The following is a 16369-nucleotide window of genomic DNA, read 5'->3' on the forward strand; positions in this document are numbered from 1 at the left end:
TGAAGGTATTCGGAAATTTGAGTAATTCCACTATTCACCAAAATTGTGGAAATAAAAAAAACTACCCTAAAAGAGTAGCAACAGAATCATAAATTATTTTTTTTGGAATCGAAAATTCCGTGCTTAACTGCTAACCTGATGATTCCATAAAGCATAAATCCTATAAAAATATACCAAATAAAAGCTAAAAAAGTTCCCAAAACAATACCTCCTTTTAGGTATTGTAACATATTTATATTTTACCAAGTCAGTTATCCGACGAAATAAAAAACTGATTGATAATGATATCAACCAGTAAGGGCTATAAACGATCGAGGATAGCGTTACTTATCATCGTTTTCTTTAAAGTAGTCATCAATGTACTCTTTAATTTTTTCAAAATCTTTAGTCAGAAAGAATTTAGAAGGAACTTTTATGATAGGAAGGTTGTTTTCATTATCAAAAGGAACGAATGGCTCAGGAAGGACCAAGTAGTCAACATTATCTTTGTCCCTAAGATAATTTACTGAAACATCGTAAAACTGAGAGAAATAATCTTTAAGGCTTGTATCTTTTTTAAAAAGAAGTCCCGGAGATAATGGCGTATACGTCATTACATTATTGAGCACTAAGACAAAACAAATTTTTTTCATAGATAAACCACCTTTCAGTTAGATTATATACTAATTAATAGAATTAATGTAAATGAATTGAAAATGTCGGTATTTGATTTTTTGATAATAAAAAATCTTTAGATCGAAAAAAAACAAATAAGTCAGCTATCGTCAGCGATAACGGAAAAAAGACCCGCTAGGAGTCTTTTTCTGGAATAATCTCAAGTCCATGTTCAGCAAGGCGCTCATGCGAGTCCATGGCCATTCTCATAAGAAAATCAATTTCAAGACAGCGGATAAATTCATCTTTGTACTCACGAATGATCTTTGATAGGGTGTTCACGTAATCATTTGGATCGTCAGTCAGTTCAATTTCGGTTGGCGGGAAGTCATACTTCAAATCATCAAAAATATAGTCGGTAGTATTTTTCATAACAGCACGTGCATCAACAGTAATTTTCATACGATCGCCTCCTATGGCGATTATATCATGGACGGAGGGATATAATGACCAGAAAAATTAAGATCGAAATAATTAAGGACGTCTATTGGGAAGATTGGGGAACCATGCGAAAAGTTTTTAAAAAAGGTTGGATTGGTTGGGTTAATGGCTATTACGAAAATGGAAAATTGGTGAGCGTATCTGGCGAAAGTCCAATTTACGTCGGCTTATCAGATGAAATTTGGGACGATTGCTATAAAGTTTTGGAAAAGGAGCAAGCCAATGAAAACTAGCCAAGGAATCATCATAGTGCTGCTGACAATCGCAGGCTTGAGTTGGCTATCCTATACAATAATCAACTAGATCGAAATATTTGATTTATATTAATAGGTTGGTTAGTAAATGCATTGCAAAAAAACTCAACAAATCCACATTCTCTACAAATTGCCATATCAAGAACTATAGGTTTCCCTTGCTCAAAATGATGAAAACTTTCATCGGCGAGGATACACAAAAATTTTACTTTCTTTGGTGGATTTACAAAAGCTATTTTGAAACTATTACAATTTAAACATTGCATTTCAATAACCTCAATATTTATTTTATGTACGATCCTAGCGAGGTGTGATAGAAGTAGCAACGCCTAAGTGGGGTTTGTTTGCCTCGCTAGGAGAAGGCTAGTAATTACCGAATAAATGTTATCGTCTAAATACCCATGTCTTTGAAAGGAGATTCGATACTAGCCTTCAAAAACAGGCTACTATATTTAAATAACAAATTTCAAACAGATTAAGAAAGCTTAATCTATAACGGATGATTTCTTAAGAAATCTGGGGAATAAAAAGTCGGATTCCTCCGACTTCTCCTTGAACCTATTGATACATGACTTAAATGAATTATAACAAATCGGGGGATACGCGTTATGACCTTAGTTCCAGAAATCAATAAGAAAGAGACGAAGAAGAATGCACGAGCTGTCTTATCTCAATACCGACGATTAAACCGAATTTCAGAACGTGCGCCCATCGATCTGAAATCACCAATTATTACTGATATGCCCAGAAGCGGGGCGCAAAATGGATCACAAGATGCTTTTCTGGAGTGGATAGACGCTGAAATTGAAAGAGACGCAATTGTCGCTGCACTGGCCAAGCTTGGATTAGTTAGCAGGCAAATACTTTACTATTCATTTTGCGATCTCGAGAAGCGGTCAAATTACGAAATCGGCAGGCTAATTGGCGGGTATAGCGACAAGAATGTTGAAAAGCTAAAAGCAATCGCTCTGGTCGAGTTTGCGGATGCTTACAAAAAAGGAAAATTATTAACTCTGAAAAAATAGGGTTTTTGTAGGGAAAGTGTAGGGTTTTTTGACAAAAATCCATGATAATATGGTAATGTCGAAAGATTAAGAGATGTGGTTGATGGGCTACTCACAAACTAACTCATAAACCGAAAGGGGGCTAATCCCCTTGTCGCTTTATTCTTCTTTGACAGAAAGACGGTAAAACTAAAACGAATGGAGTTGAGAACGCTCCTTATCTTCATTCGCCGTCTTTTTTATGTCACTGTGGCGGAAGTAGGAGACGCAACGGTCAATGGTGAATAACCTCGTGAGAACCTAATCAGTTCTTGTGTGTGGTGCAATCCCACTCCAGTGACATAACGCATTAGAAACAATAGGTTGATTCCGCATACTAGTTAAGTCGGACGTAATATGATCGGACTGATAATCCGTCCCACCCTAATTGTATTCTTTATAAGTCGTGACGGGTAGCTCAGTGGCTAGAGCGTTTGGTGGATAGCCAAGAGGTCGCCGGTTCGAGTCCGGTCTCGTCAATTAATTAGCCGATTAGCGGAAACTAATCCGGCAAGCGACCTAGCATCGTGTAAATACAACAATCATTGCTAGGGATGGTTGTAATACATAATGAAGTCACTCAGTCGAGTGGCTTTTTATTTTAAAGGACAAAAAAGCTACCGGTGTCAGATCCGGCAGCTTCAGGCAGATAACGACTTTATTAGATAGTTAGCTGTTATGTTTTGGATAAAGTGGATCTGCCTATTTAAATAATAACATCTAATTATAAAATATACAAAAAATGCCACCATGCTTGGAGGGATGGTGGCATTATGTAAATATCAAATAAATGAAATTTACATATATATAATATATCATAATGACGAAAAAACGCCACTGAGTTGTTGATACTCAGTGGCGGAACAGGGTTGAAGTCTTATAGATACATATTAAAGGAGTCCCTGTTACAGCATATTATAACAAAGGAAAAATTAAATTTCCACTGGAATTCAAATAACTAGTGGGTAGGTAACCAGTTTTATGTTTTCACATTCGTAATAAAAGACTCTTCTGCTTAAGGTAGCATAATAGACAAGAAATATATTTCCTCTCATTAGGAACGTACTTTACAACAAATCTTGCATAAGAAAAACTTGGCAGAGGGCCTTTTTAAACTAATATAGAGAAGCGCTGCATTTTGTTCCGTATGAAAACCAATGTCAGTAACTTTATCATTTTTTTTGATACGTGGGCAATCTCTATCGTGAATTACGAATCGATTATTCGAGACCTTTAATTTTTTCTTTTTTATTACATAATATGGCATGCCAGTTCACCTCTCTTTTTATTTCCTATTATACAGTAAATAAGATGTAATTTTTAATAAAATAAGAAGATTTTAAGTTTGATAGGAATTAGAAAAATACCATCTAATGAAATCCAAATTATGCTAACGGAAATCGCTTAGGTAGATTGTCTCATCAATAGTTTGAAGACATTTGAAGACAACTATGGATAGGAGGAAACTATGAAAATTACTAAAATGAAGTTAGATGAATTAAAAAATGCAGACTACAACCCTCGTATAGCTCTCGAGCCAGGAATGGAAGAGTATGAGAAATTGAAGCAATCCATCTTAGAATTTGGATTTGTGGATCCTCCAATCTTTAATGTACAAACAGGGAATCTCGTAGGAGGGCATCAGCGTGTTGCTGTGGCTCGAGATTTGGACCTGTTTGAGGAGATAGAGGTTTCCGTTGTAGATTTACATCTCGAGAAGGAAAAAGCTCTCAATTTGGCTCTCAATAAGATTTCTGGTAAATGGGATGAAGAGAAGTTAGCTTTTCTCTTAAAAGAACTCGGAGAAGAAGATATCTCTTTAAGTGGTTTTGATCTTGAAGAAGTCGAAGATTTAATTACTGATTTTGACTATCAAGAAGACATTGATAAACCAATTGTTGAAGATGATTTTGACGTGAACCAATACATTGAAAATCATCCAGAACCTAAAACTAAACGTGGCCAACTTTGGCAACTAGGCAAGCATTTCTTGCTTTGCGGTGATTCGACTAATCAAACTGATGTTGATCGCCTATTGCAAGGGAATAAAGCAGACTTAGTTGTAACGGATCCGCCATACAACGTTGCTGTGAAGTCTAGCAACGAAGAACTGACGAATTCCGGTCGAGGTGAAATTCTCAATGATGATATGGATCATGATGACTTCGTTGGATTTTTAGAGCAAATTTTTCTGAACTATTCGCAACTCATGCATGATCAAGCGGCAATTTATGTTTTTCATGGCTCATCGTATCAACGGGAGTTCGAAAATGCAATGAACGCTGCAGAAATTGACGTTAGAGCTCAGTGTATCTGGGTTAAGAACAACGCTACCTTTGGCTGGAGTCAGTATCGTTGGCAGCATGAACCAGTGTTTTATGCATACAAGCGGAAACAGGCGCCTGAATGGTATGGAGATAGAAAACAAACCACTGTCTGGAAAGATGACTTGATTCAAGATATTCCGGACATAACCGTTTGGCAAATTGCTAAAGATGATGCAATGAAATACTATCATCCAACACAGAAGCCATTGTCTCTTATTGCAATTCCGCTGAGAAATAGCTCAAAACGTGGCGACATTGTGGTCGATCTTTTCGGCGGATCCGGCAGCACGTTAATGACCTGCGAGCAATTGCAACGAGCCTGTTACACGATGGAACTTGATCCAATCTTTTGTGATGTGATCATTGAGAGATGGGAAAACGCTACTGGTAAAACTGCAGTGCTTTTAGAAGAATAAAAAAAGAGGCCGGTGCGCTAACACCGACCCTTTCAACGAGGGTTAGACCCCCGAAGACACAGAAACCACACGCGCGTGCTTTTACCTCAGTTCTGTGTCTTTTAGCATTATAATCTAATGCGGGGTGTCGAACAATGGGAACAGAAGATTTTGATTTTGAATATGAATTAAAAAAGGCAGAAGAGAGAGCTGAAACAGTCGATGAGTATAAAAGAATTATTAGAGTTGCACTCGGGAAATGGCTGTCGAACCTGCAGTCTGGTGAGATAAAGCTCAACTCTGTTAGTGATTTGAAAGTTTTGATTGAAGCTGATTTAATGTTAAAAGATATTGAGAGCTAACCACAATTATCAAACTATCTAGTATAATAGAACTAGATATGGAGGGTAAACTATGAGTTCAAATTTGATAGTATTAGGAAATGGTTTTGACTTGAAATGTGGGGTTAGATCTACTTTTAAAGATTTCTTTGATAATAGAATTTCTAAAAATGTGGAATCTCAATTAGACTCATTTTATAAAAGTATTGATCTAAGGAATAGTTATGTATCACTTTCTTTTAATGAAGGGGATGAATATAATGGAATGATTTTTCCCGATACAAGATATAACTTGATAAAAGATGCTAATCTTACCTTCTGGGATTTACTGTTCGTAGCGAATAAAAATCTAAAACAAATGAGATATTGGCACAATGTAGAACAAAATATGTTAGAAATTTTAAGAGAAATTGATCTGACTAAAAATTATTCAAATATAGGTCATCATATGATCAATGGAATTCCCGGTCTCAGAAGTGAGTTAAAAAGTAGCATACAAAAATCGTTAATTAAATGTAGCATATTAGCTTATTATGTGATTTCCAAAGAACGTTACAGGAGTAAAAAAAATTTTGATGATTTTTTATTAAGTGAATTAATTGAATTTGAATCTGCATTCTCTGAGTTCTTAGGAGAAAAAATTCACGAAACCTACGAATATTCTTATATATCAGAACTTTTAATACGCAAAATAATCGGCGAGGATAATTCAATTGATGATATTGAAGCTTTATCATTCAATTACACTGAGCCAAGTTGTTTAAGAAATAAGATTACTAATGTTCACGGTAAACTAAGAAATAATAACATTATCTTTGGAATTGACCAAGATGACATTAGTACTAGCTCTTTAATATATAAGTATACGAAAACCTTTAGAAAAATGGTGCAAATAAATAAAAATAACGGAGACTCTGTATATATTAAAAACAAAAATGAATTGAAAAATATTTTCTTTTATGGACATTCACTGAGTGCCTTAGATTACTCATATTTTCAATCTATTTTTGACTATTACAATTTATATGACAGTAATGTTTCGTTGACATTTTGCTGCTCTCCATATGGTGAAAAGACTTCTCAAGATATCTTAACTGAGCATGCAGGACTTGTTGCAAATTTACTGGAGAAATATGGGGCAACAATGAATAATGAGAACCATGGTAGGAATTTAATGCATAAATTGATGCTTGAAGGTAGATTAACAATAAAAGAAATAAACAATTTATAAAAACAAAACTTAACTGACTTAATGATCGTGAGGTGGTGCATATTGAATGGCTCGGCAACGAGATCCAAGAAGAGATGAAGCAAGAGAAATATGGCTAAAATCCGATGGCAAAAAGCTTTTGAAAGATATTGCTGAAGAACTGGGCGTTTCTGATTCGCAAATCCGAAAGTGGAAATCAATAGATAAATGGACCGAAGAATTGAAAGGTAATGTTACCAATGGCAAAAGTAACGTTACCAATCGAGGCGGTGCGCCACCGGGAAATAAAAATGCAGAAGGTAACAGGGGGAATAGTCGAGCAGCAGCACCTGTAGGAAACAAAAATGCGCTAAAAACAGGCGAGTATGAAACGATCTTTGCTGAATATCTAACTGAAGAAGAAAAGGATCTTTATTCAAATTTGGATGATGATCCTTTTTTTATTATGTCGGATGAAATTCGTCTTTTAAAAATTCGGCAACGTCGCATGATGAAAAGAATAGCCGATGCAGAAGCTGGCTTGACTGAGAAAGAGACAGAACAGCTCTTTGAGTTGCGAGGGCGCAAAACCTTGGTTGAATCCAAAAAATCGGGACAAAAAATACAAGTTGAGGTGCCTGATTTAGTATTGACCGAGATGAAAGAACATTCTTTTCGTAAGATAGATGATTTACTCTCCATTGAGGAAGCTTTGACACGAGTTAGCGCTCAATTGACAAAAGCAATTAAACAGCTTAATGAATTATCCTTATCTGGTAGGAAAGTTACTCTGATGGAAGAACAAAAACGGAAGATGACTTTCGAAGCTGATATCCTTGAAAACAAAGCTGCTAAACTTGTGATTAAACAAGGTGAACAGAGTAAAGTACAAGGCCTTATTGATATTGGCCAGGCGCTTATTGGTCCAATAGAAGAAGATGAGGAGAGTGGACGAGATGAGTCAGTTGAAGTTATCGACTAAGCAACAAGAAAATATTTTTCAACCACTCAAAGGGATTCGGATGGAATTGAACGAGGGAACGATTCGTTCAGGCAAGACGATGTCAGATGTGCAGAAGATGGCGTTAATCTACGCAGGACATCCAGATACGAATCATCTTGTACTCGCCTATAACCAAGAACAAGCCTACAGAATGTTTATGGATTGCGAAGGGTTTGGACTTGAACATATCTTTGCAAGCTGTGCAGAGATTCGACACGATGAGCATGGCGACCACTTATGGATCAATCTTCCCACAGGGGAAAAGCGAATCTACTACAAAGGTGGCGGGAAAGTCAATGCTGTGGGTGCCATCACTGGGATGTCATTTGGGACTGTCACATTCTTAGAGTTTAATCTTCTAAACAAGGCGGTTATCGAAGAAGCTTTTCGTCGGACCAAAGCTTCTAGCTTTCGTTACCATCTTGCAGAACAAAACCCACCGGCTCCAAATCATCCAAATCTTGAAACGCTAAAGCCGTTCATTGAAACGGGTTCTTACAAGTTTCGGCATTGGCGACCACAAGATAATCCTATTTTAACGAAACGATCATTAAAAGAATGGGAAGCAGAGTGTAAAGTCTCTGACTATCTCTACAAACGAGATTGGCTAGGCGATCGCGTGATGCCTGAAGGCGTGATCTATTCAATGTTTAACGAAGATGCTCATATGACAAATGAAATCATAGGCAAGCCTGTAGAAGTGTTCTTCAGTGCCGATGGTGGTCAAAGCGATGCGACAACTTGTTCGTTAAACCTCGTTACATGGAAAGATGGAAAGTATTATCTCTATCGAATGGCCAACTTTTATCATAGTGGAGCCGATACTGGTGTCACAAAAGCGATGAGCGAGTATGCCAAAGAGATAAAGTTGTTTAAAGAGTGGTGTTATCAAGAATGGTCATGGCTGCCAAAGCACTCGAAATTTTTTGTCGATCCAGCCTGTAAGTCATTGAGTGAGGAATTACGTGTCTTGGGTATTGTTACAACAAAAGCAGACAACAACTCAAAAGACAAAGTAACCAGCAATGGAACCAAAATTGAAATAGGTATCGAACGTATGCAAAGCGCCTTATCAAAAGGACGCTTTTTTCTTTACGATCATGAAGGTAAATATGGGCATTATTATTTTATTAAGGAGTTAGGGATGTATGTTCGTAATGATAATGGCTACCCGGTTGATAAAAACAACCATGCTCTGGATGAATGTCGGTACGCAATTAATTACTTTACGAAACGCTATGTTCTCTAATAGGAGGTGGTCCAGTGTCATTTTGGCAAACAATAAAAAGAGTCTTTGGAAAGGGGGCGGTTGCGATAGGGGCGAAAAAAGAGCTACAAAGTATTTTGGATCATCCAAAGATTCAAATGAGTCATGAAGAGTATGATCGTATTCAAAGCAGCTTACTTTATTACCAAGGGTACACCCATTGTGATTCTGGTCAACGAAAGAAAGCGAATATTAATATGGCCCGCAAAGTTGCTTCTGAGTACGCGAAAGTGATGTTCAATGAACAGGCAGAAATCACGATCGGAAAAGAGGATAAATCGAAAAAATATGATGAAGCCAGTGCTTGGATCGAATCTGTGTTTCAACATAATGACTTCAAGCGTAATCTCAGTAAGTATCTTGAACCAGCAATGGCGCTAGGAGGCTTAGTTGTGCGACCTTATTTCAATGATCAATCGGGAAAAGTGGAATTTTCATGGGCGCTCCCGGATGCCTTCTTTCCATTGGAAAGCAGTACAAATAAGATCAGTCAGTGTGCAATGGCATTTAAAACGATCAAAACCCAAGGGAACAAAACGTTCTATTATACCTTGTTAGAATTCCATGAGTGGATCGATGGCGAGTATTGGGTCTCTATGGAACTATACGAAAGTGAAAAATCTAATGTGTTGGGGATTCAAGTATCTTTAAATACATTAAAGCAGTATGAAGAATTTGAGGCGGCTGTTCATGGTGAAGAAATTGAACGTCCAATCTTCTCTTATTTTAAGACAGCAGGTTTTAACAATATCAACCCATATTCTCCGCTTAGTGTGGGTGTTTACGACAACTGTAAGCGAACGCTGGATCGACTAAACAAAGCGTTGGATGCGTTTGATCATGAAATTGACGTGGGCAAGAGAAGAGCGGCCTTTCCTGAATCTATGCTAAGTGGAATTCCTGACAAGGGAACAGGCGAAACGAAATTAACATTTGATAAAGATGATGACTTCTATGTCATTGTCCCTGGTACGAACCCTGATGAATTTAAAATTACTGATTTAACACATGATATTCGAACAGAACAGTACATCGGGGCGATCAATCACCGATTGCGACTTCTAGAAATGGAAGTTGGGCTTTCGACGGGTACGTTCGTTTTCGATGGTGCTGGTGTACGTACTACGAATAAGACTGCAACCGAGGTAATCAGTGAGAACTCGCAGACGTACCAATCTAGAAACCAACAAACCACCGAATTGGAGGAATTCATTCGGGATGTTGTGCTGGCGTTGTGTGAGCTTGGCCGGGCCACAGAAGTTGATGGGAAACCATTGTTTAGTGGAGAATCTCCAAATCGTGAGGACATTGGCGTTAACTTTGATGATGGCATCTTCTTAGATAAAAAGTCAGAATCTGATTATTATCGTGAATTGAAAAATGATGGGCTGATTCCCGGATGGTTAACTTTAGCTAAAATAATGAAGTTGCCTGAAAGTAAGGCAAAAGATCTTTATCGACAAGCACAATTGGATGTGGTCGATGAAATTACTGGGAAAATACGGGATTCTGGATACGAAGACTTTGAGGAGTGATTGAATGACAATTACATCAAAGCAGTTGGAAATCGAAGCTTCATACGTCCAAGATGCTTATATGGCGATGGAAGATGAAATCATGAAGATGCTTGTCCGTCAGTTGAACAAGCCAACTAGAACACCGCTCACAGAAGATAACGCATTCCGGTGGAAGATTGAAAAGATGCAGCAATTAAATTTGTTGAGTCAGCAATCGCTGCAGCAGCTGGTAAACGAAACAAATCAGTATTCTTATGATCAACTACGTAAGATCGTCGTGGACATGGGTTTTGAAGTCGTTTCTGATTTGGACAAGAATTTGTCTAAGCAAACAGGAAAAGAACCGCCTCCAAGGACTGAAATCGATAATGTGATGGAGTCATATTTCAACCAACAGTGGCGTGATCTCGACAACCATGTCAATCAAACGCTGATTGACACCAATTATCCTAACAATCCGCTGGCTAAGATGTATCAGCAAGTTCTCAATGATACAGTAGCCAAAATCATCGGTGGTGCTAAAACGCCACAGCAGGCGCTTAGAGAATCGATCTATGCGATGGTGGAAAAAGGTGTGATGACAACCTTTGTTGACAAGGCAGGGCGTGAATGGAGCCTTGAGCGCTATGTTCGGATGGTTTTAAAAGCAACCACTCACCGTGTCTATCAGGATCTGCGAATTAAGCGAGGCTTAGAGCATGGCATTGTTACTGCGCTAATGAGTAGCCATATGGCTGCACGACCACACTGTGCGCATATCCAAGGGGGATGGGTGCTAATTATTCGTACAGAAGATGCACCGGAAGAATTACGACACATTCCATCCATCTATGATCATGGATACGGTGAGCCTGATGGCACACAAGGGATAAACTGTAGACATCGATTGTATATCCAAATCTATGATCCGAATATTGACGTCCATATGAAACAATATGAACCCAAACAAGCGATTGAAAATGCCGACTTGGTTGCCAAACAGCGACGCATGGAAGTCGCTATTCGTCGTGCGAAAAGGCAAATGAATGCAGCGGTCTCACTTGATGAAAAAGAAGATATTCAGCACTTCAAGCAGTTGATTAGAAAACGTCAAGGTGCATTGAGAGTACTAATCGACGAGCATAATCAATTGTTGCGTCGAGATTATTCAAGAGAACAAGTCTATACGTAAACTCCCACAACTGAAAAGTGGTTGTGGGAGTTTATCATTTATATGTATTTTTGGAAAGTATTAATTGTATTGCTTCTTCCGAATCATCTAATCCATGCCAAGTTACAAAACCTTTTGACAAAGTAAAAATGTATATTTTATCAGTCTTAGTTGTCTTGCTTACAAGCTGACTTTTTAGATCATTTACTCTAAGGGATGTAGCAATGATGAAGCTAGTTTTTGTTATGGCGAAATAATCGTCTCCGAAAGAATCTAAATAATTATATAGACTCTCATAATTATGTTTATCGTCCAATACTAAAGAAATTTTATAGACATAAGTAACCATAAACTCACCGTCCTTTTTTTACTATACCTAATGATATACGAAAATAAATAAAAATTAAATGAAAAATATAACATGTATTAAATTAATCATAGCAATGATTATTTATTTTGCCTTCTTACTGCTTACAGGCGTTAAAGAGAAAGCTGTCTCGGGTGATGGACGTAACCATCAAATTTATCGGGTTGTGGCGTAACCACTAGGAGGTCACTATGAAAGAATTTTTTAAGCCAATGGAGATGAACTTGCAGTTTTTTGCTGATCCAGAGTCTGATTCTGCTCGTGATGAGCAAGATCAATCTGTTGAAGATCAAACTCAAACTGAGGAAGAAGCAGAAACTAAGGAAAAAGAAACGTCTCCTAAGAAGTATTCTCGTGATGATGTTGGCAAAATGGTTGCTGCAGAAACCAAGAAAGCCGTTGAGAAAGCAAAACAAGAATGGGAGAAAAGTATTCCTAAGTATGCTGAAGAAAAAGAATCTTTAGATCATGATCAGAGTGAAAAGTCAGCCCAAGAAAAACTTGCTCAAAAAGAGGCAGAGCTAGCTCAAAAAGAAATTCGTCTAGAATATCGGGAGAAAGCGCAAGAAGAGGGACTGCCGTTGAAGATCATTGATTTGATTGACTGCAGCGATGCTGAAAAAGCAGAGACATCATTTAAATTGGCAAAAGAAATTTTGGGAGAAACAACCTCAAAGAAAAAGAAAAAGCAGTTTGTCAGTGGTGGGAATCCCCAATCGGGAAACCTGGATCAGCTAGACCCGTTTTTAGCGGGATTAAAAGGAAAATAGGAGGAATTTTTAAATGACAGTTACAGTTGAGAATTATGCAGAGAAGTGGCAACGGGAGCTTGACCAAACATTGCAACAAGAATCGTTAACAGCGGAGTTAGAAACACCTGAGGTGAATTGGTTAGATGCAAAGACATTCCGTGTCCCTCATATCAAGACATCAGGATATCAAAACCATAATCGTGAGAAAAAAGGGTTTAACTCTGGAAAAATCACCGTTGAGGATGTCCCTTATACGTTAGATTTTGACCGAGATATTGAATTCTACGTGGATAAAGCGGATGTTGATGAGACAAATCAGGCTGCTTCAGCTGGAAATATCACTCGTGAATTCTCCAAGGAGAACGCAACTCCTGAGATGGATGCTTACCGCTTCTCTAAATTGGCAGCCTATGCAGAAAAAGAGGGACTTTCGAAAGATGAAGTGATCACAGAAGACAATGTGGTCAAAATTTTAAAAGCTGCTATTCTAAAAACGCGCCGTTATGGCACTCAGAACTTGATTCTTTATGTGTCTTCTCAGGTGATGGATTGCTTAGAACAATCACCTAACTTTACTCGTACTATTAATGTTGATTCTAACGGCATGAAGATTGAGACACGTGTGACAAGTTTAGACGGTGTCCGCATTAAAGAAGTTTGGGCAGAAGAACGTTTCTATGATTCTTTTGACTTTACAGAAGGATTTGTTCCAAAAGATGACTCTAAACAATTGAATTATTTGTTGGTAGCAAAACCTGCAGTTATTGCAAAAGCGAAATTCGCAAGCGTTTATTTGTTCGCACCAGGTCAAGTGGGACAAGGAGATGGATATTTGTACCAAAACCGTATTTACCATGACCTATTCAAGATGAAACATCAGAACAATGCAGTAATTGCTTCTACCTTGGTAAAGTAGATTCCCCGGAGGAACCGGGGGAGCCTGATGGTAGCGAAGATGGCAGTGAGATAGAAGGCCAGGCATCAGCAGTTGATGATATGAAAGTTGATGAGCTGAAAGCTGAGTTAGATCGCTTAGGCATCGAGTATTCCTCTACTGCCAAGAAACCAGAACTAATTGAGCTGTTAAAAGAGAGTGAGTAACCACTCTCTTTTTTAATGGAGGTGAAAAACCATGGAACGACTACGTCGTAAGCCGTTGAACGAAATCTTTGATGATAACGTTGAGTCTTGTGGCTACCTATCTCTTAAGGAGTACAAGCGACTCGTGGATCGTGACACAGAACTGATCGAAAAGGAGTACAAGAAGCTGCTTAGAAAAGCCAGTGCATTATTGGATATCCAAACTAGACGGTTTTATCAGCGTAATGATCTTGAATCAGATATTCCATTGCGTCGCAACGCATTCAAATTGGCTGTTGCTTATCAAATTGAGTACATGCATGAAGCAGAGGCCACTACAACGTTTGGGATGCAGGAGCCGGACAGTTGGTCTATTGGCCGCATGAGCGTTTCTAAAAGTAAGGGTGGTTCATCCTCAACGACGAACGAAGCACCGCTGCTATCAGGGGACGCTATGCTGCAGTTGTCAGGAACCGGTCTACTATATCGTGGGGTGAGTCGATGAGAATGCCACCTAAACGATTTTTCCCTCATACAATGATCTATCGAAGGAAAATCGGAATGTCACCTCTGGGTGAAGCGATTTTGGAGGATGATGTAGTGATCGATCATGTCCGATTTGACGATACAGTCAAATTCGAACCAAGGGATGTGAATGGTGCTGTACAAATTCCTAATGCCTTGATTTCGATGATTAAAAAACATTCTGGACCTTTACCATCATTTGCAGTTGCGGACCAGATTGAAATGTTTGATAAGAAGTACACCATTGCAAAGGTCATCCCATTAAGCGCAGATTCGCCTGAACCATTTGGTTATGAAATTGAGGTGGTCTAATGGCTGGGATTAAGATTGACATCGATCTTTCTGGCGTCCGGTCTAAATTAAGCGAAGACAATTTAGGGCGTGGACAATTGAATATGGCTAATCGAATGCTTCAAACAATCAACGAAACAGTCGTCCCTTGGGACACAGAGCATTTACGAGACAGCGGTCATGTGTCAGGGATGGGAAGTCAGTTGGTTTGGGATGTACCCTATGCAGGGCCTCAATACTATGGTGGACGAAAACATCCGACTACAGGTGTTTGGATTTCGTTTGTTAACAAGCAACCGGGTACCGGTCCATTTTGGGATGAAGCAGCAAAACCATTATTCATCAGTGATTGGTTACAGGCATTTAAGATTGGAGCGAAACTATAATGGATTTTATTCATCGGCTACAAGAAGTAGCCAGTAAAGCTGACGTGCCGGTAATCATTCATGCGATAGATCAAGAGGAATCGATCCGGTTATCGTCTCAAGCCGGGGGCCGGACAGAAAAAACGTATATGAGTGGCAACAAAATTAAAGATCTACCGTTTGAATTTGTGTACAAAACAAAAAGCGCTCGCGCTGATCAAGTGATGGCACAGTTAGCTGAAATCATCGAAGATACACAAGATATTCCTTCAGAAGATGGGTCCTATCAATTTATGGGACTGACAATTGCCAATGAACCATTCTTTATCGGACGAGACAACCAACAGTTCCTTTATTATCGCTTGGTAATTCAAGCGAAGCTATACATTATAAAACGAAAACAGGAGAGTGAATAAATATGTTCCCACAAAAAAACGTCAAACGTAAACACTATATTGCACCATATGTTGATGGTGGAGCAACGCCTGCTGAATCTGCATGGCTGCCATTAGGAGATGGGATCACGGATATTTCCGATAGTACCGACGAACAAACCGATGATAAGGCGTACTACAGCGGAGATGGTACCGTAACGACACGAATTACAGGGATTGCAGGTTCCTATGATTTTTCTGGAGATTACTTAGCCGAGGATCCAGCGCAGGCTTTGATCGAAGATATGAAATACAAACTTGGCGCAGGACGAAAAGTTTGGCACCGAGTAATCCGATCGGATGGCAAAAAGCAATGGGTTGGTCACGCAACGGTTTCAGGTATTGTTGCAGGATCTGGTGCTGCTGAAACGGATGAAGAGTTTGCATGTAGCATTAAGTTTGACCAGATTCCAATTGAAAGTGCGCCTGGGGGGGCTTCTGCTCAGTCAGCGGCATTGAATTCAGCCATTGTGGATGAAACGCCACCAAATAGTTCAGCGGGCAAAAACAGCAAGAAAGAAGACACTAAGTAAGAGAGGCGTTTATCGCTTCTCTTTTTTACATAAAAATGGAATTGGAGGAATTAGTCATGATCAAAATTAACGTAGAATCAACACAAATCCCTATTGAAATCGGTGAATTAAAAGTAACAATTGATGCCACGGCAGAGTGGGAAGCCAAGTATAAGAAATTAAAAGAAGACTTCGATAAAAAGACAGCAGCTATTTCTAAAAAAACTGAAGATGGATCCCTTAAGACAGAAACTGCTGATAAGCAATATTATGACCTTGCAGGAAAGAGTATCGATGCCATATTAGGCGCGGGAACAGCCGAGCATTTATTATCAATCAGTCCGAATCCTCGAATTCTTTCAGGATGCTATTTTTCAATTAAAAACGCACTAGATGCCGAACTTGATTTGATGCTTGTCGGTGTCCACAAAGAGAAAATCAACCGTTACCTGAAGGGGTAAT

21 protein-coding genes and 1 tRNA gene are annotated in these 16369 nt (G+C 38.7%); 19 read left to right on the forward strand and 3 right to left on the reverse strand.

What is annotated here, in order from left to right:
• Positions 1–323 precede the first annotated feature (323 nt).
• The gene (locus A5882_RS13015) at positions 324–632 is read right to left on the reverse strand and encodes a hypothetical protein (RefSeq protein ID WP_086372900.1); all 309 of its coding nucleotides are present in this window, start codon (positions 630–632) and stop codon (positions 324–326) included.
• Between the two features lie 157 nt (positions 633–789).
• The gene (locus A5882_RS13020) at positions 790–1056 is read right to left on the reverse strand and encodes a hypothetical protein (RefSeq protein WP_086372901.1); all 267 of its coding nucleotides are present in this window, start codon (positions 1054–1056) and stop codon (positions 790–792) included.
• Positions 1057–1100: 44 nt separating this feature from the next.
• Between A5882_RS13020 and A5882_RS13025 the strand changes: the two genes are divergently transcribed.
• The 10 genes from A5882_RS13025 to A5882_RS13075 all read left to right on the forward strand — a co-directional run bounded on the left by A5882_RS13025 (position 1101) and on the right by A5882_RS13075 (position 11602).
• Positions 1101–1328 carry a hypothetical protein gene (locus tag A5882_RS13025; RefSeq protein ID WP_086372902.1) on the forward strand — a complete coding sequence of 76 codons (228 nt, stop codon included), beginning with the start codon at positions 1101–1103 and terminating at the stop codon, positions 1326–1328.
• Positions 1329–1957: 629 nt separating this feature from the next.
• Positions 1958–2374, forward strand: a complete 417-nt coding sequence (locus A5882_RS13035; RefSeq protein ID WP_086372904.1) for an ArpU family phage packaging/lysis transcriptional regulator — start codon at positions 1958–1960, stop codon at positions 2372–2374.
• 425 nt (positions 2375–2799) lie between these two features.
• Positions 2800–2872: transfer RNA gene (locus A5882_RS13040), tRNA-Ile, on the forward strand.
• A 988-nt stretch (positions 2873–3860) separates the two neighbouring features.
• On the forward strand, positions 3861–5135 hold the full coding sequence (locus A5882_RS13045; RefSeq protein ID WP_086372905.1) for a site-specific DNA-methyltransferase: 1275 nt from the start codon (positions 3861–3863) through the stop codon (positions 5133–5135).
• A gap of 134 nt (positions 5136–5269) precedes the next feature.
• Positions 5270–5476, forward strand: a complete 207-nt coding sequence (locus A5882_RS13050) for a hypothetical protein (protein ID WP_086372763.1) — start codon at positions 5270–5272, stop codon at positions 5474–5476.
• A gap of 52 nt (positions 5477–5528) precedes the next feature.
• A complete protein-coding gene (locus A5882_RS13055; RefSeq protein WP_086372906.1) occupies positions 5529–6686 on the forward strand; it encodes an AbiH family protein in 1158 nt (385 codons plus the stop codon).
• A 46-nt stretch (positions 6687–6732) separates the two neighbouring features.
• Positions 6733–7626, forward strand: coding sequence for a phage terminase small subunit (terS, locus tag A5882_RS13060; protein WP_086372907.1), 894 nt, complete (start codon positions 6733–6735; stop codon positions 7624–7626).
• Positions 7601–8896, forward strand: a complete 1296-nt coding sequence (locus A5882_RS13065) for a PBSX family phage terminase large subunit (protein WP_086372908.1) — start codon at positions 7601–7603, stop codon at positions 8894–8896. The genes terS and A5882_RS13065 overlap by 26 nt, the downstream gene beginning before the upstream one ends.
• Before the next feature lie 14 nt (positions 8897–8910).
• The gene (locus A5882_RS13070; RefSeq protein WP_086372909.1) at positions 8911–10449 is read left to right on the forward strand and encodes a phage portal protein; all 1539 of its coding nucleotides are present in this window, start codon (positions 8911–8913) and stop codon (positions 10447–10449) included.
• Positions 10450–10453: 4 nt separating this feature from the next.
• Positions 10454–11602 (forward strand): phage minor capsid protein, encoded by a 1149-nt coding sequence (locus tag A5882_RS13075; RefSeq protein WP_086372910.1) that lies wholly within the window; start codon positions 10454–10456, stop codon positions 11600–11602.
• A gap of 34 nt (positions 11603–11636) precedes the next feature.
• Here A5882_RS13075 and A5882_RS13080 read toward each other — a convergent pair whose 3' ends face one another.
• Complete coding sequence (locus A5882_RS13080; RefSeq protein ID WP_086372911.1) at positions 11637–11930, reverse strand: hypothetical protein; 294 nt, start codon at positions 11928–11930, stop codon at positions 11637–11639.
• A 209-nt stretch (positions 11931–12139) separates the two neighbouring features.
• Between A5882_RS13080 and A5882_RS13085 the strand changes: the two genes are divergently transcribed.
• The 9 genes from A5882_RS13085 to A5882_RS13125 all read left to right on the forward strand — a co-directional run bounded on the left by A5882_RS13085 (position 12140) and on the right by A5882_RS13125 (position 16368).
• Complete coding sequence (locus A5882_RS13085; RefSeq protein WP_086372912.1) at positions 12140–12718, forward strand: DUF4355 domain-containing protein; 579 nt, start codon at positions 12140–12142, stop codon at positions 12716–12718.
• Positions 12719–12731: 13 nt separating this feature from the next.
• Positions 12732–13616, forward strand: coding sequence for a hypothetical protein (locus A5882_RS13090; RefSeq protein ID WP_086372913.1), 885 nt, complete (start codon positions 12732–12734; stop codon positions 13614–13616).
• 80 nt (positions 13617–13696) lie between these two features.
• Positions 13697–13801: a HeH/LEM domain-containing protein gene (locus A5882_RS13095; protein WP_086372914.1), complete on the forward strand. Its 105-nt coding sequence runs from the start codon at positions 13697–13699 to the stop codon at positions 13799–13801.
• Positions 13802–13832: 31 nt separating this feature from the next.
• The gene (locus tag A5882_RS13100) at positions 13833–14285 is read left to right on the forward strand and encodes a hypothetical protein (RefSeq protein WP_086372915.1); all 453 of its coding nucleotides are present in this window, start codon (positions 13833–13835) and stop codon (positions 14283–14285) included.
• Positions 14282–14617, forward strand: coding sequence for a putative minor capsid protein (locus A5882_RS13105; RefSeq protein ID WP_086372916.1), 336 nt, complete (start codon positions 14282–14284; stop codon positions 14615–14617). The genes A5882_RS13100 and A5882_RS13105 overlap by 4 nt, the downstream gene beginning before the upstream one ends.
• Complete coding sequence (locus tag A5882_RS13110) at positions 14617–14982, forward strand: minor capsid protein (protein WP_086372917.1); 366 nt, start codon at positions 14617–14619, stop codon at positions 14980–14982. Before A5882_RS13105 ends, A5882_RS13110 begins: the two co-directional genes overlap by 1 nt.
• Positions 14982–15377, forward strand: a complete 396-nt coding sequence (locus tag A5882_RS13115) for a minor capsid protein (protein WP_086372918.1) — start codon at positions 14982–14984, stop codon at positions 15375–15377. The genes A5882_RS13110 and A5882_RS13115 overlap by 1 nt, the downstream gene beginning before the upstream one ends.
• A gap of 2 nt (positions 15378–15379) precedes the next feature.
• Positions 15380–15928 carry a phage tail tube protein gene (locus tag A5882_RS13120; protein ID WP_086372919.1) on the forward strand — a complete coding sequence of 183 codons (549 nt, stop codon included), beginning with the start codon at positions 15380–15382 and terminating at the stop codon, positions 15926–15928.
• A gap of 56 nt (positions 15929–15984) precedes the next feature.
• Positions 15985–16368: a hypothetical protein gene (locus A5882_RS13125; RefSeq protein WP_086372920.1), complete on the forward strand. Its 384-nt coding sequence runs from the start codon at positions 15985–15987 to the stop codon at positions 16366–16368.
• Position 16369: the final 1 nt, after the last annotated feature.

It is taken from the genome of Enterococcus sp. 4E1_DIV0656, assembly GCF_002140695.1.
GTDB lineage: Bacteria > Bacillota > Bacilli > Lactobacillales > Enterococcaceae > Enterococcus_D > Enterococcus_D entomosocium.